We start from the raw sequence: 23065 nt of genomic DNA, 5'->3' as shown, positions 1-23065 counted from the left end.
GGAGATCTCTTACAAAGTTTTGAGAACCAAACCATGCCCGAACACTAGCAGTCCAAAGCGTTATGCCTTATTTACCTGATTAACAAACGCTTTGATCTGCTGCAAATCAAACTTCAGCAGTAATCGCTCATCATCACGAAGACGTCGCAGGTCCACCCATCCGTCTGCTGTTTGCCCGTGAGACTTATTGTGGCGCTGCTGCTCTAGAAGCAAGTGCTGCATACGGTTAAAAGCGGCTAGCAGTAAGTTCGATTGCTCCTTCGTCAACGCACTAGTGAAATGAGCGAGCGCCGCTAACCGTTCACGAGTGCCTATCTCACTTCGCTGGTACCGCACACAGAGCAACCGGGCAGCGCTAATTAACGGCATCAAACCCTGATGCTTAAGATCGACCGCTTGGTCATGAGGAGCGGCTAATGCAGGATGTGAAGCGATGCGGCCAAATCGGTCAAGCGCCACCGGCAACTCATCCAGCAACATCGCCATTTCATTCATGAATAAAGGCGCGTTCGAGAGTGTGGAGCGCACCCATTGGCCTAACGTCTGTGCAAGCTCAGCGTTCCCTGCCACAGGATAAAAATCGAGCCATATATTGGTTTGCTGTACCCGCTTAACCTGACGGTCAGCACTCCAAATTTCAAATTGCTGCTGCCATTCACTCAGACGTTTGCGCCACATTGGCCAGCGCGCCATAACATGGCCACGGCAAAGCGGAATGCCTGCCTCATCTAAACGTTGTGTAAAACGTTCGCCTAGTGCCTGAAAATAGCCATCAATTTCAACGTGTCTAGCATCAGGGTAGTCGCCAATAATTAGTGCGTTGTCCTGATCAGGACCCAATAAGCTTTCAAAGCGAGCCGCCGAACCAAGCGTCAGAACACAGTAATCGACCGGCGGTTTCCCCCATCCTTGTGCCTGCATCTCATCCAGCGCCATTGCAATCGATTGACGATAAAGCCAAGCATTGTGGTCACTGATGAGTTCACTAATACGCCAAGCAGGCAGGTCATAACGCACCAATGTCTCAACAAAAGAGAGCTGTGCAGCATAGGCGTCAGATAAGGACGGTTTAAAGAGACAGGCATTCGCGTGAAAATCGCGTAATGGTGCGGTTAGCGTTGAGGTGTCCAACGAACCGCCAAGACTAACCAAGGAGCGCCAAGGTGAAGCACGGTATACGATGCGCATACGCCGCTCCTCAACTAAACGTAATAGAAAACTTGCTAGGCTTCGCTGGCATTGCGAGGATCAGGCGTAAACATATCCTCACCCACTTCATCAATAAAGCGCTGCGCTTTAGCGACCATCATTGCATCGCAGGCGTCACGACCCGGCAGCATGTCAGAGCGCTCAAAGCGATGCTCGTGAGTAACGCCTTCGCCATCTAACTTACGAATCCAGCCACTAACTCGAAATTGTCCGCTTTGGTTATCAGGCTGAGATACAATTAAATACTCTTTATATTCAACTGGCTCGGCCGCTTTGGTGCTTCCTTCCGCGTCTCCCGCACCCGCGCCACCCAACAGGCCAGAAAATAGTTTTTTAAACATTCGGACTCCCCTGCAATAAAAGCGGCCAGACACTGGCCGGCCGCTTAGCATGCTTAGCTCTGTTGACGACCTTTACCGGCAGCAATACGAAGACGTAATGCATTCAGCTTAATAAAGCCTTCTGCGTCTTTTTGATCGTACGCGCCTGCATCATCTTCAAATGTTGCAATAGACTCATCAAACAACGACTGGTCTGACTTACGCCCCACAACCGTTGCATTGCCTTTGTAGAGTTTCATGCGAACAACGCCCGCTACGTTTTTCTGCGTTTCGTCGATCGCCGCTTGCAGCATACGGCGCTCAGGGCTCCACCAATAACCGTTATAGATCACTTCTGCGTATTTAGGCATCAGTTGATCTTTCAAGTGTGCTTCTTCACGGTCAAGGGTCAGTGACTCGATAGCGCGGTGAGCGCGGAGCATGATCGTGCCCCCAGGCGTTTCGTAACAGCCACGGGACTTCATACCGACGTAGCGGTTTTCAACAATGTCTAGGCGGCCAATACCGTTATCGCCCCCTAGCTTGTTAAGCTTTTCAAGCACTTCATGAGGCTTAAGTGCTTCACCATCGATGGCCACAATATCGCCATTTTCAAAGGTCAGCTCTACATAAGTAGGCTGCTCAGGCGCGGCTTCGGGAGAAACGCTCCAACGCCACATGTCTTCTTCTGCTTCGGCCCATGGGTCTTCCAAAATGCCGCCTTCATAAGAAATATGCAGCAGGTTGGCATCCATGGAATACGGTGATTTTTTCTTTTTATTCGAAAAATCAACGGGAATTTTGTGCTCTTCGCAGTAGGCCATCAACTTCTCACGAGAAGTGAGATCCCACAGACGCCAAGGAGCAATAACCTTCACACCCGGTTTGAGTGCGTAGCCACCCAATTCAAAACGAACCTGATCGTTACCTTTACCCGTTGCACCGTGAGAAATGGCATCTGCCCCCGTCTCATTAGCAATTTCAATCAAGCGCTTAGCAATCAACGGACGAGCGATAGAGGTGCCGAGTAAATACTCGCCTTCATAGATGGTGTTTGCTCGGAACATTGGGAAGACATAGTCGCGAACAAACTCCTCGCGAAGGTCTTCGATGTAGATCTCTTTAACACCTAGTGCTTGAGCTTTAGCGCGTGCGGGCTCGACTTCTTCACCTTGACCGATGTCGGCTGTAAAGGTCACTACCTCGCAGTTGTAGGTCTCTTGCAACCACTTAACGATAACGGATGTGTCCAGGCCGCCTGAATACGCCAGCACAACCTTTTTGACATCGGACATTCTTTGCTCCTTGTTTATGAAAAGTAGTTCACCAAACTACACCGCGCCGTGCGCAGTGCAATAACACAAACTCCGAGTATAGCGCTCTCAATGCTCAGCGAATACCGTCAACGACGCCTTAGGGGTAAAGCTGCTAGAATCATAGCCAACAAAGGGGTTGCTTTAACCGCTTATTCTGACTAATTACTCGCTTTACTAAGGAGAGCTGCATGAGCGAGGCATTTGCCCGCGAATTGATGGCCGAACGTTTTCGCAGTTATCTGCCGGTTGTCATTGATTTAGAAACGGGTGGGTTTAACTCCCAAAGTGACGCAGTACTCGAAATTGCCGCCGTGACGCTCACCATGGATCCTGACGGTAACTTATTACCCGATGCCACTTATGCGTATCACATCCATCCGTTCGAAGGCGCAAACGTTGAACAGTCTGCCCTTGATTTCACAGGCATTAATCTTGACGACCCGCTACGTCGCCAAGTGGCGCTAAGCGAATCTGAAGCGCTAGGTGAAATTTTTCGTCCTATCCGAAAATCAATCAAGGCACACGGCTGCTCACGGGCAATACTCGTTGGTCACAATGCCGCCTTTGATCATGGTTTTCTCAATGCAGCGGCGAATCGCTGTAGCGTAAAGCGGAACCCGTTTCACCCCTTTTCCAGCTTTGATACAGCAACGTTAGCGGGCTTTGTGTACGGTCAAACAGTGCTTGCCCGTGCTTGCCGCGCGGCAGGTATCGAATTTGATAACAAATCTGCCCATTCGGCCCGCTATGATACCGAACGTACAGCAGAGCTCTTTTGTGCGATGGTCAATCGCTATAAAGACTTAGGGGGATGGCGGCTAGCTCAGCAGGAGCAGGAGCTGGACGACAGCGAGTAACAAGCCTGCAAGATGCACCTGCACTTGCTTTACGCTAAACTTCGCCGCGGTAAGCCTCACTATTGCACGATCAGTTGTCACAGCGTGCCATTGGCGCACGCTTTTAAACGAACGATTATTAACACAAGCAAAGGAACGTTATTTTCCTTTGCTTGAATACTGCTTTAACCACCCGTTTTCAGGAGATGAGACGTTTCCATGGCCCAGCATAATGCCTTTTACGCCCAGTCCGGTGGCGTTACCGCCGTCATCAATGCCAGCGCCTGCGGCGTTATCGAAGCTTGCAGACAAGCGCCCGACCAGATTGGCAAGGTATATGCCGGTCATAACGGCATTATCGGCGCCTTAACGGAAGACCTCATTGATGTGACTCAAGAGAGCGATGCGTCCATTGCTGCCTTGCGCCACACGCCTGGCGGTGCATTTGGCTCCTGCCGCTATAAGTTGAAAGATATTGATACTCACCGTGCTCAATATGAACGCTTAATCGAGGTCTTCAAAGCCCACGATATTCGTTACTTCTTCTACAATGGCGGCGGTGATAGCGCAGACACCTGCCTGAAGGTGTCTCAACTGTCTGAAAAGCTTGGCTACCCGTTGACAGCGATTCATGTACCGAAAACCGTTGATAACGACCTGCCGATTACTGATAACAGCCCAGGGTTTGGCAGCGTTGCCAAGTATATTGCCACTTCTACGCTTGAAGCCTCGCTGGATATTGCATCCATGTGCGCAACATCTACTAAGGTGTTCGTCCTGGAAGTCATGGGCCGTCATGCTGGCTGGATTGCAGCGGCGGGTGGTTTAGCGGGAGAAAGTGAAGGCGAACCGCCCCATTTGATTATCTTTCCTGAAATTTCATTTGACCGTAAAGCGGTCATGGCGCGCGTTGAAGAGTGCGTTCAGAAATACGGTTACTGTGTCATCGTTGTCTCTGAAGGCGCACGCTATGAAGATGGCACCTTTCTTGCCGATGCTGGCAATACAGATGCCTTTGGTCACCGTCAATTAGGTGGCGTAGCACCAACACTTGCAGGCATGGTGAAGCAAGACCTTGGCTACAAATATCACTGGGCAGTTGCTGATTATTTACAGCGTGCCGCGCGCCACTTGGCTTCTAAGACCGACGTTGAGCAAGCCTATGCCGTGGGCCGCGAGGCAGTAACATTAGCGCTCGCGGGCAAAAATGCCATGATGCCTGCCATACGCCGTATTTCACAGGAGCCCTATCAGTGGGATGTGATCTCGGCCCCACTGTCGCAAGTGGCCAACCAAGAAAAATTCATGCCCCGGGACTTTATCAGCGAAAACGGATTTGCGATTACGCCAGCCTGCCGAGCATATCTCTCTCCGCTCATCCAGGGCGAAGATTTTCCACCGTTTGAAAATGGCCTGCCAAAGGTAGCCAAGCTGAAACTTGCAAAAGTTGAGCAAAAACTGCCTAAATTTACACTGTAAGCGTTTTAACGCGCTAAAAAACGGGGCGATGAAATCATTCATCGCCCCGTTTTTATGGCTGTATTGTATTAATTGAGCGACGTTAATCTAGCGCAATAGCCAGGAAAGTACGAGGAGCAGCAACAGAATACCCGCCACGCCCTGCCAAAAACGCCGTGATTCTTGGCGCGGTTCCTCACGGCTAGATGCACGACCCAAAGGAACTCTTAACGCATGAAGAAATTCGGAGAGCCTTCTAAAGCGCAGCGCACGCTGAGGGTCTAGGGCGCGACGTAACGCATCATCAAGTTCAGGCGATATTTCTGGATTGGTCGCGCGAGCACTTCGGTAGCTGAGTTCTTCAAGATCCGTATGGCTGCGTAGTCGGTTAGGCGTCAACTTATAGGGTAACGCGCCTGTCAGCAGCCAATAAACCGTTGATGCCAATGAATACTGGTCACTACGCCGCCCAACACTATCACCCAGCGCATACTCAGGCGCTGTATGCTCATTGAAGCCAATTTGTCGCAGTAGCTCACCCGAGTGACGATGCCCATCCACCTCGCGCATATGGCAAGCGCTGAAATCCGCTAACACGAGTTTACCGTGGGAGTCGATCAGCACATTATCAGGGGTAATCTGCTGATGAATGATATCGCGATGATGTAACGCTTGAACCGCTTTACCCAGCTGATTGGCGATATCCAGGCGCTGCACTAAGCTGGCTTGCGGATGCCTCTCTGCCCACTGCCGAAGAGTTTCACCTTCAACGTGCTGCATTAAATAGTAGAGGTAACGGCGTGGCCGTGACGACTCCATCACTTTGACAACAAAGGGTGAATTAACGCGCTCCACCACCCACTGCTGCAGTAAAAAATGTTCTAGGTAAGCATTACGCAGAGAGAGCTCTGGGCTAGGTGCTTTCATCACCATTTCACGCTCTGAATACACATCACGGACGCGATAAACTCTAGACTGCGCATTGCGTGATAATACCGACAGCACCTCAAGCCCATCAAACCGCTCTCCTGGCGTCAGCTCAGGTGGTATAGGCAGGTCACCATAAATAAGCCCTGGGTGGTCTTCAGACTCTTCCGGCAGCTCATCGATACGTAGCAGTTGGAAGCAAAATTGATCACCTCCGTATCCTCTGTCTTGCGCGCGCTGCTTTGCTTCGCTTGCCAGACACTCACAGGCAGCGTCTAGGTCACTGGCATTTTGGCGGATAAGACGAACGTAATCTGATGGCATTAAGGTGCCACGCACGCCCTGGGTAGTAAAAACGAAAAAGTCGCCCTGCTTAAGCGGCAGATGGGTATAGTCAATATCGACGCTACCATCCATGCCCAAGGCGCGCGATGGGTAGCGATAGCCGCCGACATCGGTGACATGATCGCGGGTTAGCTGTTCGAACTCAGCGCCTCGCAACCGGAAAACTAACGTATCTCCCATATGAAAAAGGTGCGCTTCGCGTTCCCGAAAGACCATCGCTGATAGCGAAGAAACGAAACTTCCTTCTTTGACATGTTGGCTTTGGCTATAGCACCAGCTGTTAAGGGCACGCAGTACGCGGGTGGCCGACGTTTTCGTGTCCCAGTGATCAGGCGTTGAATAATAGTCAGCTAAAAAACCACGAACACTTAAATCACCTGCCTGCTTGGCCATGGTGTTACGAGAAATCGAGTCACTAATAACCGCACAGCCCCCTTTTACTTTCAACAGCGGCGCATCAGGCAACCGCACCGACATTGAGCTACGGTGTAGACGCCTATTGGGGGCCACAAAGGCTTGGCCATAACTAATTAGTAACTGGGCGTGCGCCAACTCATCCTCCTAGGCTTTAGGCTCTTCATGGGAACCACACAGCGGTTATGATACACGCTGATCAAGGGAAACGATGCCCGCCAAACGTCGCGAAGGTGAAAAACGAGGCTTATTTTAAGATTCATAGCCATTGTCAGCGACACACACCTATGTCGCATTGGTAATCCACTAGCCAACTTCGTATAATTCTTCGCCATTAATGCAATGCATCAACTGCTTAGCCTTCGCACTACATAAGCCAAGCCAAGGAATAAACGATGAACTTCGATAACATCCCCGCTGGAAAGGATCTGCCCAACGATATTTACGTGGCGATTGAAATTCCCGCTAATCACGCACCAATTAAGTATGAAATCGACAAAGACATGGGCGCCCTACTGGTTGACCGCTTCATGGCAACCCCCATGTTCTATCCGGCCAACTACGGCTTCATCCCCCACACCCTGGCCGATGATGGCGACCCGCTAGATGCTTTAGTAGTTACCCCTCATCCTGTGGCTCCGGGCAGCATTATCCGCGCTCGTCCTGTTGGCATTTTGAACATGACCGACGAAGCAGGCGAAGATGCAAAATTAGTATGCGTCCCGCACCCCAAGCTGAGCACTCTGTATGATGACGTTCAAGAAGTGACGGATCTTCCTGAACTGCTACGTCAGCAAATCGCTCACTTTTTCGAGAACTATAAAGACCTCGAAAAAGGTAAGTGGGTAAAAGTAGAATCTTGGGAAGGTGTTGAAGCGGCACGCAAAGCGATTGAAAAGTCAGTCGCGGCTTACCAAAAAGCTTAACCATCAAGTTAAGCAACAAAGCCAGACCGTTTTCGACATTAAAGGCTGCCCACGTGGCAGCCTTTTTCTATTATCGGCTGCTTAATGCTGACATCTTAGCTTCGACATTAACGGAGTATGAACAAGCGCGTCACGTCACCGCAGCATCTACGCTGACACCACAAGGTAGGATATGCTATTTCAAAATCTCCCTGATACGTCTGCGTAAGGATACTTCGTGTTGTCTCTTAAGCGTTTAAGCCTGTTACTTTTACTCTGCTGGCTTCCCCTGCTGGCCCAAGCCCAGTGGTTTTCTTCTTCCAGTAATCAAAGCGATTTTTTACCTGTTCTAGAAGCCTTTCAGCCTACCGCCTGGCATGATGGCAACGCCGTTTATATTGGTATCGATATTGCTGACGATTATTATTTATACCGCCACCAGTTTAGCATTAGTAGCAAAACGGATGCAGTGTCCCTTGATGAACCACTACTTCCCCAAGGAACATTCACAACTGATGAGTTCATGGGCGATGTCTATGTTTTTCGTGACACGTTAGTTTTTGAAACTCCATTCTCTTCGTCCTACAGTGGCCCAATCGATATTGAGCTGACGTTCCAAGGCTGTGCCGACGCAGGGCTTTGCTATCCGCCAGAAACTATTTCGCTTGAAGCCTTAGAGTCATCTCCCCCCACTGCCTTTGCTGACTGGGACGGTGCAGATCAAGCACTGTCAGGCACAGAGGGCAGCGATGACCAACAAATTAGCCAAACCGTGGGCACAAATAGCAACACTGAATTTTCAGCCCCTCAAAGTGAAGATAGCCGCTTTAGCGCATTGCTAGGCAGCGCCAGTCTACCTCTAGCATTAGGATTATTTTTTATCGCTGGATTGGGCCTGACTTTCACGCCCTGCGTACTACCGATGGTACCTATTTTGTCTTCAATCATCGTAGGACAAAAGCCAACCCGGCCCCGAGCGTTTGTACTCTCGGCTAGCTACGTTTTAGGCATGGCGTCCACCTACGCGTTAGTCGGTGTGTTGATGGGACTTTTTGGTGCAGGCCTAAATCTTCAAGCCCACCTGCAATCAGCGCCGGTTCTGATTACCTTTGCTGTTCTATTTACGCTATTTGCCTTGGCCATGTTTGGGGCATTTGATTTACGAGTTTCGCCTCGGCTGGCTTCTAAAATTGACGTCTGGCAAGCACGCGCCCAGCAAAGTGGCCCAGCGGGCCTAGCCCTGGCAGGCGCTCTATCGGTATTAGTGGTTTCCCCCTGTGTTACGGCTCCACTTGCCGGTGCTCTGGTGTTTATTTCCTCAACGGGGAACGCAGCCATGGGGGGTGCCGTTTTATTTGCACTAGGCTTAGGCATGGGGGTGCCACTGCTATTAGTAGGCACCTTTGGAGCAACGCTGTTACCCCGATCAGGTGCTTGGATGAACGGCGTTAAAATTGCTTTCGGCTTGCTGTTACTCGGTGTTGCTATCTGGATGGTTGAGCGGTTAGTGCCGCCTTCAGTGGCACTTTTGCTTTGGGCAGCGCTGGCCATAGGCAGCGCTCTCGTGCTGGGCGCCTTAAACATCAATCAGCCACAAGGCTGGCCTAAAGCACGACAAACCTTAGGACTGATGTTGCTTGCATGGGGCGTTGCCCTGGTCATTGGCGCTGCTCAAGGCGGCAGCAACCCTTTGCGCCCCTTAACGGTATCAAGCGCTTCAACGAACAACGGCACGTCACAGGCAAAACTCGCTTTTCAGAAGATTGACGAACTGAGCGTGCTTGAAGCAGCACTCTCTGAAGCCACGGACGCCCAACAGCCTGCCTTTGTTAATTTCACTGCTGACTGGTGCATCTCCTGCAAGCTAATGGAGCGCGATGTTTTTCCAGACCCCAATGTGGTCGCTGTATTGAACGATTTCCACCTAATTGAGGTCGATGTCACCAACACAGATGCGCAAAGTAGAGAACTACTCAACCGGTTTAACTTATTCGGGCCGCCGAGCTTACTTTTTTTTATCCAGGGCGAAGAAGTACGAGATGCGCGCATTCAAGGCGAAATAACCGCTACAGAACTGGCACAGCACCTGGAAACATTACGGCGCTGGCAACAAGGCTGACCTGAAGCCTACAGCCATCTTGTGTCGCGAACGTCGTCAAACGGTTGTTTAAATATCGAGGAACGAGCATATTTTGGCCGCCACTAGACATGCCCGTACTTTTTCGGCAAACTTCGCAGCCATATCAGCTAAAATCCTCATTTTTTAGGACTTAGCACCGGGTAACGTTCAACATCGTGCAGCGTTCTCTTCATTTTCATACAAGGTTTACTGCGCTGTAACGGCGCTCAATGCAGCTGGAAATACGACACCGAACTGCATTGCGATTAACTTTCATCACTTTTGGGGCGACAGGTATGGATATTCGTAAAGTTAAAAAACTGATTGAGCTTCTCGAAGAATCAAACATTAGCGAAATTGAAATTCAGGAAGGCGAAGAGTCCGTCCGTATCAGCCGCCATCCAAATGGCGCAACATGGCAGCCTCAGGCGATGCCACAGTATGCTCAAATGCCCACCATGCAGCAGGCACCAGCTCAAGCCGGCGCACCGGTTGCTGAGGCAGAACCACAAGGCTTAAGTTATCAAGGTGAAGCGGTTAACTCACCGATGGTAGGCACGTTCTACCGCAGCCCGGCACCGGGTGCAAAATCGTTTGTAGAAGTTGGCGATACGGTTAAGCAAGGCGACACGGTATGCATCATTGAAGCAATGAAAATGATGAACCAAATTGAGGCCGATCGCGACGGCGTAGTCGAAGCCATCCTAGTGGAAGACGGAGAGCCGGTGGAATTTGATCAACCTATGATCGTCATCGCTTAATCTTTCAAAACAACACGGGTGGATTCTCCCATGCTGGACAAGGTACTTATCGCAAACCGCGGCGAGATTGCCCTTCGTATTCTCCGAGCTTGTAAAGAGCTAGGGATTAAAACCGTTGCGGTTCACTCCAAAGCTGATCGTGAATTAATGCATGTTCGCTTGGCCGACGAGGCGGTCTGCATTGGCCCCGCTTCCTCAGCACAGTCGTACTTGAATATTCCTGCATTAATAAGCGCCGCAGAGGTGACGGATTCAAGCGCCATTCATCCTGGCTATGGTTTCCTTTCGGAAAACGCTAATTTTGCAGAACAGGTTGAGCGCTCTGGCTTTACCTTTATTGGTCCACGTGCGGACACCATCCGTCTAATGGGTGATAAAGTTAGTGCCATTGAGGCCATGAAGATCGCTGGTGTTCCTACCGTGCCTGGCTCAGATGGCCCGTTAGGTGATGATGAAGCCACTAATCTAGCCACGGCTCGCCGCATTGGTTATCCGGTTATTATCAAAGCCGCTGCAGGTGGTGGTGGCCGCGGCATGCGGGTTGTGCACACTGAAGGTCACCTGCTTTCAGCCATTACTGTTACCCGCACCGAAGCGCACTCAGCGTTTGGCGATGGCACGGTTTACATGGAAAAATTCCTTGAGAAACCCCGCCATGTAGAAGTACAGGTACTGGCTGACGGCCAAGGCAACGCTATCCACCTTTATGATCGCGACTGTTCTTTGCAACGTCGTCACCAGAAGGTTCTGGAAGAAGCGCCAGCCCCTGGAATCGACCCGGAAGCTCGAGCAAAGGTGCTAGAAGCATGTCGCCAAGCGTGCCTCGAAATTAACTACCGTGGCGCGGGCACCTTTGAGTTTCTATACGAAGACGGTGATTTCTTCTTTATTGAAATGAATACCCGCGTGCAGGTAGAGCACCCTGTCACCGAAATGGTGACTGGCGTGGATATCGTCAAGGAACAATTGCGCATTGCCTCCGGCCTTCCACTGTCGATTCGCCAAGAAGACGTCAAGATTAGTGGCCATGCCTTTGAGTGCAGGATCAATGCGGAGGATTCGCGTACGTTTATGCCCTCTCCAGGGAAAGTCACGCTGTACCACGCACCGGGTGGACTTGGCGTACGTATGGACTCTCATCTATACACCGGCTACACCGTACCGCCTCATTACGACTCGCTTATCGGCAAGCTAATCACCTGGGGCGCTGATCGCGAGATCGCCCTGACGCGTATGCGCAATGCCCTAGACGAACTGCTGGTCGAGGGAATCAAAACCAATATTGATCTGCAAAAAGATTTGGTGAGAGATAGTTATTTCCGCCAAGGTGGCGTCAATATTCACTATCTTGAAAAGAAACTCAGTAGCTAATATTTGTAAAAGCGCTGAATAGATAGTCGATAATGCTCAACGGGGTGGCCATTGCCACCCCGTTATTGTTTTACCTTTGCGCAAATGCACGTACGCAGTGGAGATTACTGATGCCCTGGCTCCAACTCAAAGCCCACGTTGCTCCAGAACAAGCCGAACTGTTAGAAGATCTCCTATTAGAGGAAGGTGCGACAGCGATTGGCCTTCAAGATGCCCACGATGACCCCGTATTCGAACCTGAGCGAGGCACTACCCCACTTTGGCAGGACACTATCCTCACTGGCCTCTATGACGACTTAGACGGCGTTGAAGCCATGCTTGAGCGCATTCAAGCCGCTTGGTCTGAGCAAGTACCCGACGAACCCTGCCCAGCCATTGAGTATGAATTATTAGCCGATAGAGACTGGGAAAGAGAGTGGATGGATGACTTTACGCCGTTGCGAATGGGTCAACGGCTGTGGATTGTACCTAGCTGGCATCAGCCACCAGAAACAGATGCCGTCAATCTCATCCTTGACCCAGGCCTTGCATTTGGCACCGGCACCCACCCTACAACGGCTCTTTGTCTGGAATGGCTGGATAGCCTTGCGGTTAGCGGCGGATTGGAAGATAAAACCGTTTTGGATGTGGGCTGCGGCTCAGGCATTCTTGCCATTGCCGCACTAAAGCTAGGCGCAACCCACGCCGATGCTACTGATATAGACCCACAAGCACTTCAAGCAAGCCGTGATAACGCAGCGCGCAATCAGATTAGCGACGCGCAATTGTCCCTCTATTATCCCGAACAGCTAAACGAAGGCTCCTATCCAGTCGTCACGGCCAATATTTTGGCCGGGCCATTAGTGGAGTTAGCTGCAATGATTGCGGGCCATGTAGCGCCCGGCGGACAAATAGCGCTGTCTGGCATTTTAGCGAACCAAGCAAATGAGGTCTTACAGGCCTATGAAGCCCAGGGGTTGATAATGGAGGAACCCACAATTCGCGAAGGTTGGGTTCGCCTATCAGGCTATCGCGCTGCTTAATCTGGTCAATGGCCTTCACCCCATCGCCGAGTAGGCGTATCATACGCCCCCTTGAAACGCCTACTCGGCGATTTTTATCTGTATCTACAGCGCAGCATAATGACCACACAAAACTTTCAGCCACCAATGATCGGGCCTCACCAGTTACCCAACCAAGTTATCTTGGCGCCGATGGCTGGCGTTACTGATCGCCCATTTCGTCAACTCTGTAGGCGTTTGGGCGCTGGGTGGGTGGTCGGCGAAATGGTCACAGCCGACCCCTCTCTTTGGCATACCCGAAAATCTAAGCTGCGCATGGACCACCAAGGCGAGCCCAACCCACGGGTTGTGCAAATTGCCGGAGGTGATGCTGAAATGCTTGCGAATGCTGCGCGCCTCAATGCAGAACTTGGCGCTCAGGTGATTGATATTAACATGGGATGTCCAGCAAAAAAGGTCTGCAATAAGGCAGCTGGCTCTGCCCTAATGCGAGATGAAGCACTGGTGGCTGATATACTTGACGCCGTTGTTAATGCCGTTGATATTCCGGTTACTTTAAAAATTCGCACCGGCTGGTCTGCCGAGGCTAATAATGGCCTACGCATTGCTAAAATCGCGGAATCTGCAGGCATCCAAGCCTTAGCCGTACATGGACGTCATCGAGAGCAGCGCTATACTGGATGGGCTGAGTACGACACTATTGCTGAGATAAAATCGCACCTGACGATACCGGTTATCGCCAATGGAGATATCACCAGCCCTCAAAAAGCCAAAGAGGTACTGTCATATACAAGTGCTGATGCAGTCATGATTGGCCGCGGAGCGCAAGGCAACCCATGGATATTTCAGCAGATCACACACTATCTTGCTCATGGGGAACTGCTAACGCCCCCCACCCTTGATGAGCGCCGTAACGTGCTCAAAGAGCATTTACAAGCCCTGCACACGTTCTATGGCGAGACGATGGGTGTTCGCATAGCGCGCAAGCACCTAGGTTGGTACTTAAATGAAGACCCGCGCTTTAACGAAACGCAATATCATCTGCTGAAGCAGCAATTTAATGCGCTTGCCACACCAGCATCGCAATTTGATTGGATTAATGATGCCATGACGCAAGACGCTGCAGGGCGTCTGCTAGCTAAAGGAAGCCATGCTGCATGACTGAACGCGACCTGCTTTCGAACGAGCTCTCTCACCGCCTCTCAGGCACTCTGGCGGACCCAGCCACAAGCGTACCGCCTCAACCACTAAGAGAAGCGGTTGAAACAGCGATACGCCGTTACTTCGAGCATCTCGATGGCAGCCAGGCAACCGACCTCTATGCGATGGTGATGGCCGAAGTAGAAGCGCCGCTACTTAACTGTGTAATGGAACACACCGAGGGTAATCAAACCCGGGCTGCTGATGTATTAGGCTTAAACCGCGGCACATTGCGCAAAAAACTTAAGCTTTATGGATTGATTGAAGGTGACGCCCCATAAGGGGCGTTGTTGTTTGTAATTTCCGACGTTAACTCCTTGACTCTGCACACGAGCACTCTAATGGCTGATAGCACTGCTACCCCCGTCCGTCGCGCCCTTTTGAGCGTATCCGATAAAACCGGCATTGTTGAATTCGCCCGCGGTTTGAGCCAGCACGGCGTGGAACTTCTTTCGACTGGCGGAACCTTTCGACTGCTTCAGGAAAACTCGATTCCTGTCAAAGAAGTCTCTGAGCACACTGGATTTCCCGAAATCATGGATGGTCGTGTAAAAACACTGCACCCTAAAATCCATGGTGGAATCCTAGCGCGCCGCGGTCAGGATGATGCCGTGATGGCAGAGAACGACATTACCCCTATCGACATGGTGGTCGTTAATCTTTATCCGTTTGCCGCTACTGTCGCCAACCCAGACTGCACACTGGAAGACGCCATCGAAAATATCGATATCGGTGGGCCAACCATGGTGCGAGCATGCGCAAAAAATCACGCCTATACTACCATCGTGGTAAACGCTGATGACTACGCCCGAGTATTGGGGGAGCTGGCTGCTCAAAGCGGTCACGTGAGTGCTACCACCCGCTTTGATCTGGCCGTGAAAGCGTTTGAACACACCGCCGGTTACGATGGTGCCATTGCCGATTATCTTGGCCGTAAAGTCACCAGCGACAACTCAACGTTTGCTCGCACCTTTAACCTGCAGTTAGACAAAAAGCAGGACATGCGATACGGCGAGAACCCACATCAGCAAGCAGCATTCTATGTGGACCCGCTGGCAAGCGAGCCAAGTGTTGCCACTGCAAAAACCCTGCAAGGCAAACCACTCTCTTTCAATAATGTAGCTGATACAGATGCCGCATTTGAGTGCGTGAAAGCGTTTGATGAAACTGCTTGTGTCATCGTAAAACACGCCAATCCTTGCGGTGTGGCCATTGGTGCTAACGCGCTTGAGGCATATGACAAAGCCTTCGCCACCGACCCGACCAGCGCCTTTGGCGGCATTATTGCGTTTAACGTGGCGTTAGACGCCAAAACCGCTCGGGCAATCATCGACCGCCAGTTTGTCGAAGTTATTATCGCACCTGGTGTGAGTGATGAAGCAGCCGCCATCGTGGCAGAAAAGCAGAATGTTCGTCTGCTTGATGTCAGTGCACACTGGCCTGGCGAAGCACAGCCTGCGTTTGACTTTAAACGTGTTAATGGCGGGCTTTTGGTACAAGAGCGCGACCAAGGCATGGTAACCCGCGAAGAGCTGACCGTGGTGAGTGAACGCGCGCCGTCGGAACAAGAGCTTCGTGACCTGGGCTTTGCTTGGCGAGTCGCTAAATTCGTTAAGTCAAACGCGATTGTTTATGCCAAGGAAGGTCAAACCGTCGGCGTTGGCGCAGGCCAAATGAGCCGCGTTTACTCAGCGAAAATTGCCGGCATTAAAGCGGCCGATGAAGGCCTCTCGGTGCCCGGCTCGGTGATGGCGTCAGACGCCTTCTTCCCATTCCGCGACGGCATTGATGCCGCTGCAGCCGCAGGCATTACCGCCGTTATTCAGCCCGGCGGCTCAATGCGTGACCAGGAAGTGATTGATGCCGCTAACGAAGCGGGCATTGCCATGGTATTTACTGGCATGCGCCATTTCCGCCATTAATCGTCTTGCCATAAAAGCAGGCCCCCAACGGATTTTCCGATGGGGGCCTATTTGCTGATAGTACTGTTTATTAATAGTACTTGCGCCTGCGCTTAACCTAGATCAATACACAGATATTTTGTCTCAAGGTACTCTTCCAAACCCTGATGCCCACCTTCACGCCCAAGGCCGGACGCTTTTACGCCACCAAAAGGAGCGGCTGCATTCGAAATAAGGCCGGTGTTAATCCCCACCATGCCGTACTCAAGTGCATCGGCGACACGCCAAACGCGACCCAGATCTCGTGAGTAGAAATAGGAGGCTAAACCATATTCGGTATCATTGGCCATCTCGATGGCAGTTTCTTCTTCATCGAAGGGAAACACCGCCGCCAGAGGGCCAAACGTTTCTTCGCGAGCTACCTTCATTTTATCTGTTGCAAAGCTAATCAACGTGGGAGTAAAGAAGTTTCCACCCAGCGGATGCGGATGACCACCTAACAGCAGTTCAGCCCCATTATCGACTGCATCCTGCACATGTTCACTCACCTTTTTGACCGCATCACTATCAATCAACGGACCAATATTGATATTAGGCTCGGTGCCATTCCCTACGTACAACTCACTATTCATAGCAACCGCTAACTTTTCACAGAAAGCATTGATAACGCTGGATTGCACCAAAAACCGGTTAGTGCAGACACATGTTTGACCAGCATTACGAAACTTCGCAGCCATGGCCCCTTCTACAGCGGCATCAAGATCAGCATCTTCAAAAACGATAAAGGGCGCATTGCCACCCAGCTCAAGTGATATTTTTTGCACATGCTCAGCCGCCTGAGCCATAAGTTTGCGCCCAACTTCCGTAGAGCCCGTGAAGGTGATTTTGCGCACTTTAGGGGATTGAGTAAGTGCTTTGGCAATATCAGCTGCACTGCCAGGCACTACATTGAAAACCCCACGGGGAATGCCTGCTCTTTCTGCCAACATAGCGAGAGCTGTTGCAGAAAATGGCGTTTGGCTAGCAGGCTTAACGACAATCGTACAGCCCGCCGCTAACGCGGCACCGGCTTTACGCGTGATCATAGCAGCTGGGAAATTCCAGGGCGTGATAGCACCTACAACACCCACAGGCTGCTTTGTCACCACAATACGCTGATTCGATTTAGCCGCGGGAATAGTCTCGCCATAGACACGGCGCGCCTCTTCTGCAAACCAACGTAGAAAACTTGCGGCATAGACGATTTCACCTTCAGCCTCTTTTACCGGCTTGCCTTGCTCGTAGGTCATGAGCAAAGCGAGATCATGTTTGTGTTCCAGCATGAGGTCATGCCACTTGAGCAGCAGATCAGCTCGTTCTTGAGCTGTCAAAGCACGCCAAGCGGGTAACGCAGCATCAGCCGCATCAATAGCGCGCTCTGTTTCAACTTTGCCCAGTCGGGGCATATCGCCAACGGGCTCGCCCGTTGCAGGGTTTAAGACGTTAATTTGCTCACCGCTGTCGGCGGCTACCCAGCTACCATCAATATAGGCAAACGGGCAATACAGCTGTGTTTCTTTCAGCGCTTCCATGACAGACTCCTGACCAAATATTGGCCTCACGGGCTCATTGACCTGTTCATGCTAAGACGAAACCGCGTATTTAACCAAATCTTTGCAATGAAACCTGTCGAAAGCTCTCAGCCAATACATCAGCTAATTAGCGTCAAGAACTCCTGACGCGTAGCTTGGTTACTGCGAAAGCCACCCAACATCACAGAAGACGTCATGCTTGAATTTTGCTTTTCCACACCGCGCATCATCATGCAAAGATGGCGCGCCTCAATCACCACCGCAACACCTCTTGATTGAGTAACTTGCTGCACTGCCTCGGCAATTTCACGCGTCAAGTTTTCTTGAATTTGCATACGTCTAGCGTACATATCAACAATCCGGGCAAACTTCGACAACCCTAATACCTTCCCACTAGGAAGATAGGCGATATGACACTTACCAATAAATGGCAGCAGGTGGTGCTCGCACATTGAGTACATCTCAATGTCTTTCACAAGCACCATTTCGTCTGTTTGTGACTCAAATACCGCGCCATTGACAATCTCTTCGAGTGATTGTTGATAGCCAGCATTTAAGAACTGCATTGCTTTTGCAGCTCTTTTAGGCGTATCTCGCAGCCCCTCACGATCAGGATTTTCGCCAACTGCCGAAATAATGTGGCGGTAGTGTTGAGCAATATCGTCGGTCATTTGAAGCCTCATCAAAACTGTACGTGCTGCAATTATGTAAATATCTGAAATACAGGAGCGTTTAATCCACAGCAATATATTGAAATTTATCAATAGCCGGGGGTTGTGCATCAATCATGTACAAAAAATATACTCGAAACAACTTTTGCACAATAAAAAAACACGCCGCGCCGCTATTTTAGCGCACCTAACTCTGCTGTGGCAGAGTGCCGCGCACCCCCCTTTGAGACTATTTAAGCTGTGCTATCATGGATCGCACTAGTCAGCTTAATTCGTAGCGCTCATCTGAGAGTTCCTTATGTCATTCAAATCCGCACCGTTTTTCTTAACCGCCCTATTGGGAACTGCATTGGCAACACCTTTGTTAGCCGCAGAACAGACATTGACACTACCCAAGGGAGCCAGTGTCGGTGTCGAGGTCATCGAAGAGTTTGCTTTTACTGACAGCCAATCGCGTTATGAAGATATCCTGCTTCACCCCACTCAAGCTGACGGCGCATCCCATGAACTACCGGAATACTGTGTGTTAGTGGCCAATGCACAGCTCGCTAATGGGCGCATCCGTATTACTACTCAAGACGCGACCTGCATTGAGACACATGACGCTGAAAGCGCTATTTTTACAGGCTCATTTAGTGCAGGCGCTTATGCAACAGATGGTCTGTACGGGCTTGCCTGCGATGAGTCGTCTTGCACCTTAACGCCAGGTCAGGAATTTGTAGTCACGCTGGATGAAAGTATCGAAATCAACGCTCAAGATAACCCTTCAGCGGAAATTAATGCTGCTCGACGGCAAGCTGAAGGGGAAGGCGTTGCCAATCCCATCCCATCAGATCGGCCAGACCCTGATGCAAGCGCTGAAAACCCGCGTTCCGTCAATCAACCTGAGTAATTCCGGCGATTAACTATTTGTGCAATTGTCATGCTAGCCAAATAGGCTTTTCAAGCTGTAACAATTGCTGCTCGAGCTGGCGGATGTGCTGATCCCAATAGCCGCTCTCCGCCAGCCATGGAAACGCACGAGGAAAAGCTGGATCATCCCAGCGAGAGACAAGCCAAGCGGTGTATCGTATAAGACGATAAGCCCGCAACGGCTCGATTAGCGACAGCTGTTTTTGCGGAAATGTTCGCTCCTCTTCATATCCTTCAACAATTTCACTTAGCTGTGCTCGCCAGCCAGATGGGTCATCAACGGGTAATAGCATCCATATATCTTGAATGGCGGGTGCCATAAGGCAATCGTCAAAGTCCACTAAGGTAAATGATTCATCTCTTCCTAAAACATTGCCCAAATGACAATCACCATGCGTTCGAATCATTTGGTCGCTGACGATAGGATGTTTCTCAAGATGACAAAGAATTTTCTGCACAACGTTGCGATAAGCACGCTGCTGATGCTTGCTTAATCTTTTACTCCCGATAACACGAGCCTCTGCATCATGAATATCGTGCTGCCAATCTAATGTTGGGCGGTACTGAAACGCCTGTCGAGATGACACTGCATGCAACCGCCCCAACACATTACCTAATGCAAAAAGATGCGATGGATTGTCTAACTCAGGTGCTTGACCACTGCATTGAGGATAAAGCGTGAAGCGAAATTGTTGGTAGGTATGTAGTGATTTCCCATATTGATTTCGCCAGGGCGCAACAACAGGTACATCAGCAGCAGCCAATTCCTGAAGAAAATCGTGCTCCTCCTGAATAACCTCATCTGCCCAACGCCCAGGACGATAAAATTTCACTACCCAACGCTCACCGTCATCGTCGCGAAACATCAGCACTCGATTTTCATAGCTATTGAGTGCAAACGGCTCGCCAGCCGGCCAAATCCCTTCAGACTCCGCAGCAGACATCACTGTATCCGGAGAAAGCGTGCTAAACGGGTGTGACATATACCGCTCCTGTGCAATTAAGCCTGCATTCTATCAATTATGCGCCAGGGGTGTTCGAGCGACTGTCCAAATATCGACACGTTTAGCGCCCGCACGGAGCGCTTCTTCGGCAAGCGCTTGGCAGGTCGCCCCAGTAGTAACAACATCGTCAATAATCGTAAGGTGTGATGGTAGTGGACCATTAATATGAAAGGCGCCTACTAAATTTTTTGCTCGCTCCTTTCTACTTAATGTGCGCTGAGAGGGCATCTGTTGACTACATTCTGCCGTTATCAATGGCAATTTAACCCGCTTGCCTAGCTGATCAGCCAACCAGTGGGACTGATTAAAGCCACGCTGCCGAGCTCGAACAGCGTGCATGGGTACAGGCAAGAGCCCTTCTCCCAAACAGCTGGGGGCTTTAGCCATCATTAGCTCTACCAGTAACATGCCTGCACGGGGCGACGCATTAAATTTGAAATCATGCACCAGTTCACGTATCGGCCCTTCAAATAAAAGCTCCGCCGTCGCGGCGGTAAACGCAGGCGGTTGCTCCCGACAATGGCCACAAACCGATTGAACGGATGCTACGTCCCCAACATCCAAAGGCTCTTTACACTGCCAGCAAGCATTCATATTCCACGGCAGCTGTTCAAAGCACTCCTGGCACCAACCGCCACTGGTCTGCCCGGGAGAAAGACAAAACGCGCAGTAACCTGGCAGTCCTTTTTTGGCCCAAGTGCTCACATAATGTACTAACCGCGTCAGAGCCATATTTCCCCCAGACTGGTTTAATTAACAATTTTAATGACACACCGTTGACATTAATACGAATGCTGTTAATATACGCCTCGTCTTCAGCGGATGTGGTGGAATTGGTAGACACGCTAGATTTAGGTTCTAGTGCCGTAAGGTGTGGGAGTTCGAGTCTCCCCATCCGCACCAATTTAAAGGTTCTTACCTTCGAAAAATTCGGTAGCTTTACGCTAACCGAATTTTTTTGTTTTACGACTCTGCACTACCCAACTTGCTGACCTCAACCTGTTTTTGAGCTAAGTTATCAGTTATTAATGCCGCTTTGATTTGAGAAGGATCTCAACCCATGGAATGGCTTAAAGATAACGCCCAAGCAATCTCTGCGATTGCCAGCATCTGCACCCTTCTTGTCTGGGTATTTTATGCCCAACTACTTTATAACGGCTATGTCCGACAGCGCCGCCCTCGGATTATCGTCAATAGGGGCAAGGGAGTTGGCAAAGACGCGTTATGCTTAATCAGTAATATGAGTAGCGAAGCCATCTATATTCAGCATTTAGTTGCTGTGCTGCACACCAATGAGCGCTGCTATGAGCTTGATGTTGTGGAATACCAGCAGCAAAGCGGTGACGATGAAAACGAGTGTTACCGAACGCACCAAGGCCCCCTAGCGTCGGGTGATTATCTTCACATACAATCCTTTGGCGATATCGTTCAGCAACTTATTCACCACTATGGTATTGATGAGCACTCATTACGACAGCAAACGCCTCAACTTGAAATTCGCGTCATTGCTATTTATGGCTCTGAAGACATGCCTGTCGGCGCATCGCGGTACTTTAAATTAGACTTATCTGCTGGCTCACTGCACCAGCTAACCCCTTTGCAGGTCGACACAAAACGTATGACCAGCCGCCGCGAACGCAAACGTGTATTGCAATGGGCTAAAGATATTGAAATGTACAAAGCAAAATAATATGTCGCACTCGGACAACACTTTCCTAGGAACTCTTCGATGAAACCAGTGCTCGCTGTCGCTTGCCTTGGCGTATTTTATGCACTGTCGCCACACATCAATGTTGCTAATACCTTTGTTACCAATGCCCATGCTGCTGAGATCTATGCCACAGAGTCCTATACTATTGATATTGAGGAAGATAGTGACTTACCCGAGTGGGCTGAAGCGCGTGTTGAGCCATTTCGAGCACGCATCGGCAACTGGGTAGACAATACATCGAGAAACATTGACTCTTTTTTTGGCGGCGACCAATCCGCTTCTGCTGATAACAGATCCTACCTTCGGCTGGGCCAGGAAATTGATTGGATGGAAGGCGAAGGCACGAACGGCGATATTAGCGTGCGCTATCGTATTGATCTTCCCACCACAGAGGACCGCCTCCGCTTAATCATCGAAAGTGATCCAGAAGAATCACAAGGCACGCTGGCTGATCAAGGCTCTGGGCGGCTCTACAATGACCAGCGCGATCGTCGAACATCGACATTTGGTCTTGATTGGCTGGAGAGCAGAGACAAACGTGAGAATTGGAGTAATCGCTTTGGCGCCGGCGTTCGTCTACGCCTTCCTCTTGACCCCTATGTTCGCTTTACCAGCGAACGTCTGTGGGATTTTAAGGATAGCCCCTGGCAGTTGGAGTCATTTAATCGGCTATCTTGGTTTAACAACTCAGGGTATTCAGCACGCACCGAGTGGGATATTGGCCGCCCGCTTTCCGCCAATCGCCACCTGCGATTCATCACCAATGTGCAATGGCGAGAGGAAGAAGACACGCTTGAGTACAGTGAGGTAGTGCAGCTAAACCAGCGATTGAACCGCCGTAGTGCGCTTCGCTACTCGGCTATCGCCATTGGTGAAAGCCTGTCTAACCCTCGAATGACAAATTACTACTTACAGACCCGCTATCGCAGGGATATCCATAAAGGAATACTGTTTGCAGATGTCATTCCTGAACTACATTTTCAACGAGAGGTTAGCTACGACCCGCGCTGGGCAATGACATTACGGGTAGAAATGTACTTCCAACGCGAGCTCCAGCGGGATTACTTTCATTTCTAGCAATTAGCTGCATTACGCGTTGAACACATTTCAGGA

Annotated in this window: 21 protein-coding genes and 1 tRNA gene; 14 read left to right on the top strand and 8 right to left on the bottom strand. The window is 50.5% G+C overall.

Annotated elements, in window-relative coordinates; all coding sequences use genetic code 11:
- Nucleotides 1-60: 60 nt before the first annotated feature.
- The 3 genes from L1X57_RS14270 to L1X57_RS14260 are packed head-to-tail and all read right to left on the bottom strand — an operon-like array spanning nucleotide 61 to nucleotide 2824.
- Nucleotides 61-1188: a DUF294 nucleotidyltransferase-like domain-containing protein gene (locus L1X57_RS14270; RefSeq protein WP_009724729.1), complete on the bottom strand. Its 1128-nt coding sequence runs from the start codon at nucleotides 1186-1188 to the stop codon at nucleotides 61-63.
- 35 nt (nucleotides 1189-1223) lie between these two features.
- Complete coding sequence (locus L1X57_RS14265) at nucleotides 1224-1550, bottom strand: HlyU family transcriptional regulator (protein ID WP_009724728.1); 327 nt, start codon at nucleotides 1548-1550, stop codon at nucleotides 1224-1226.
- A 53-nt stretch (nucleotides 1551-1603) separates the two neighbouring features.
- Entirely contained in the window at nucleotides 1604-2824 is a 1221-nt protein-coding gene (locus L1X57_RS14260; protein ID WP_009724727.1) for an argininosuccinate synthase, read from the bottom strand.
- Nucleotides 2825-3033: 209 nt separating this feature from the next.
- Between L1X57_RS14260 and rnt the strand changes: the two genes are divergently transcribed.
- Together rnt and L1X57_RS14250 are read left to right on the top strand one after the other, a co-directional pair.
- Nucleotides 3034-3702 (top strand): ribonuclease T, encoded by a 669-nt coding sequence (gene rnt / locus L1X57_RS14255; RefSeq protein WP_009724726.1) that lies wholly within the window; start codon nucleotides 3034-3036, stop codon nucleotides 3700-3702.
- A 198-nt stretch (nucleotides 3703-3900) separates the two neighbouring features.
- A complete protein-coding gene (locus L1X57_RS14250) occupies nucleotides 3901-5160 on the top strand; it encodes a 6-phosphofructokinase (RefSeq protein WP_009724725.1) in 1260 nt (419 codons plus the stop codon).
- Between the two features lie 87 nt (nucleotides 5161-5247).
- Here the strand turns inward: L1X57_RS14250 and L1X57_RS14245 are convergent, their stop codons facing one another.
- Nucleotides 5248-6963 (bottom strand): bifunctional protein-serine/threonine kinase/phosphatase, encoded by a 1716-nt coding sequence (locus tag L1X57_RS14245; RefSeq protein ID WP_009724724.1) that lies wholly within the window; start codon nucleotides 6961-6963, stop codon nucleotides 5248-5250.
- A 257-nt stretch (nucleotides 6964-7220) separates the two neighbouring features.
- Here L1X57_RS14245 and ppa point away from each other — a divergent pair, with 257 nt between their 5' ends.
- The 8 genes from ppa to purH all read left to right on the top strand — a co-directional run bounded on the left by ppa (nucleotide 7221) and on the right by purH (nucleotide 16104).
- Nucleotides 7221-7751 (top strand): inorganic diphosphatase, encoded by a 531-nt coding sequence (gene ppa, locus L1X57_RS14240; RefSeq protein WP_009724723.1) that lies wholly within the window; start codon nucleotides 7221-7223, stop codon nucleotides 7749-7751.
- A 217-nt stretch (nucleotides 7752-7968) separates the two neighbouring features.
- Nucleotides 7969-9849 carry a protein-disulfide reductase DsbD gene (dsbD, locus tag L1X57_RS14235; RefSeq protein ID WP_039869771.1) on the top strand — a complete coding sequence of 627 codons (1881 nt, stop codon included), beginning with the start codon at nucleotides 7969-7971 and terminating at the stop codon, nucleotides 9847-9849.
- Nucleotides 9850-10145: 296 nt separating this feature from the next.
- Nucleotides 10146-10610 carry an acetyl-CoA carboxylase biotin carboxyl carrier protein gene (accB, locus tag L1X57_RS14230; RefSeq protein WP_009724721.1) on the top strand — a complete coding sequence of 155 codons (465 nt, stop codon included), beginning with the start codon at nucleotides 10146-10148 and terminating at the stop codon, nucleotides 10608-10610.
- Nucleotides 10611-10640: 30 nt separating this feature from the next.
- On the top strand, nucleotides 10641-11981 hold the full coding sequence (gene accC, locus L1X57_RS14225; RefSeq protein WP_009724720.1) for an acetyl-CoA carboxylase biotin carboxylase subunit: 1341 nt from the start codon (nucleotides 10641-10643) through the stop codon (nucleotides 11979-11981).
- 110 nt (nucleotides 11982-12091) lie between these two features.
- Nucleotides 12092-13003, top strand: a complete 912-nt coding sequence (gene prmA, locus L1X57_RS14220) for a 50S ribosomal protein L11 methyltransferase (protein ID WP_009724719.1) — start codon at nucleotides 12092-12094, stop codon at nucleotides 13001-13003.
- A 99-nt stretch (nucleotides 13004-13102) separates the two neighbouring features.
- Nucleotides 13103-14143, top strand: a complete 1041-nt coding sequence (gene dusB, locus L1X57_RS14215) for a tRNA dihydrouridine synthase DusB (protein WP_009724718.1) — start codon at nucleotides 13103-13105, stop codon at nucleotides 14141-14143.
- Complete coding sequence (gene fis / locus L1X57_RS14210) at nucleotides 14140-14463, top strand: DNA-binding transcriptional regulator Fis (RefSeq protein WP_009724717.1); 324 nt, start codon at nucleotides 14140-14142, stop codon at nucleotides 14461-14463. The genes dusB and fis overlap by 4 nt, the downstream gene beginning before the upstream one ends.
- A gap of 60 nt (nucleotides 14464-14523) precedes the next feature.
- Entirely contained in the window at nucleotides 14524-16104 is a 1581-nt protein-coding gene (gene purH / locus L1X57_RS14205; RefSeq protein WP_009724716.1) for a bifunctional phosphoribosylaminoimidazolecarboxamide formyltransferase/IMP cyclohydrolase, read from the top strand.
- 92 nt (nucleotides 16105-16196) lie between these two features.
- Here purH and L1X57_RS14200 read toward each other — a convergent pair whose 3' ends face one another.
- A complete protein-coding gene (locus tag L1X57_RS14200) occupies nucleotides 16197-17654 on the bottom strand; it encodes an NAD-dependent succinate-semialdehyde dehydrogenase (protein ID WP_009724715.1) in 1458 nt (485 codons plus the stop codon).
- A 119-nt stretch (nucleotides 17655-17773) separates the two neighbouring features.
- Nucleotides 17774-18325, bottom strand: coding sequence for a GTP cyclohydrolase I FolE (gene folE / locus L1X57_RS14195; RefSeq protein WP_009724714.1), 552 nt, complete (start codon nucleotides 18323-18325; stop codon nucleotides 17774-17776).
- 298 nt (nucleotides 18326-18623) lie between these two features.
- On the opposite strand from folE, the gene L1X57_RS14190 reads away from it, so the two are divergent.
- Nucleotides 18624-19217, top strand: a complete 594-nt coding sequence (locus L1X57_RS14190) for a hypothetical protein (RefSeq protein ID WP_009724713.1) — start codon at nucleotides 18624-18626, stop codon at nucleotides 19215-19217.
- A 28-nt stretch (nucleotides 19218-19245) separates the two neighbouring features.
- On the opposite strand, the gene L1X57_RS14185 is transcribed toward L1X57_RS14190, so the two are convergent.
- Nucleotides 19246-20220 carry a serine/threonine protein kinase gene (locus L1X57_RS14185; protein WP_009724712.1) on the bottom strand — a complete coding sequence of 325 codons (975 nt, stop codon included), beginning with the start codon at nucleotides 20218-20220 and terminating at the stop codon, nucleotides 19246-19248.
- Nucleotides 20221-20253: 33 nt separating this feature from the next.
- Nucleotides 20254-20973, bottom strand: coding sequence for a ComF family protein (locus tag L1X57_RS14180; protein ID WP_009724711.1), 720 nt, complete (start codon nucleotides 20971-20973; stop codon nucleotides 20254-20256).
- Nucleotides 20974-21059: 86 nt separating this feature from the next.
- On the opposite strand from L1X57_RS14180, the gene L1X57_RS14175 reads away from it, so the two are divergent.
- The 3 genes from L1X57_RS14175 (at nucleotide 21060) to L1X57_RS14165 (ending at nucleotide 23029) form a co-directional block, all read left to right on the top strand.
- Nucleotides 21060-21144: transfer RNA gene (locus tag L1X57_RS14175), tRNA-Leu, on the top strand.
- Nucleotides 21145-21301: 157 nt separating this feature from the next.
- Nucleotides 21302-21931: a hypothetical protein gene (locus L1X57_RS14170; protein ID WP_009724710.1), complete on the top strand. Its 630-nt coding sequence runs from the start codon at nucleotides 21302-21304 to the stop codon at nucleotides 21929-21931.
- A gap of 39 nt (nucleotides 21932-21970) precedes the next feature.
- Complete coding sequence (locus L1X57_RS14165) at nucleotides 21971-23029, top strand: hypothetical protein (RefSeq protein WP_009724709.1); 1059 nt, start codon at nucleotides 21971-21973, stop codon at nucleotides 23027-23029.
- The last annotated feature ends 36 nt before the right edge of the window (nucleotides 23030-23065 follow it).

Source organism: Halomonas sp. TD01 (assembly GCF_923868895.1).
Taxonomy (GTDB): Bacteria; Pseudomonadota; Gammaproteobacteria; order Pseudomonadales; family Halomonadaceae; genus Vreelandella.
This window is presented reverse-complemented; position numbering and strand designations above follow the sequence as displayed.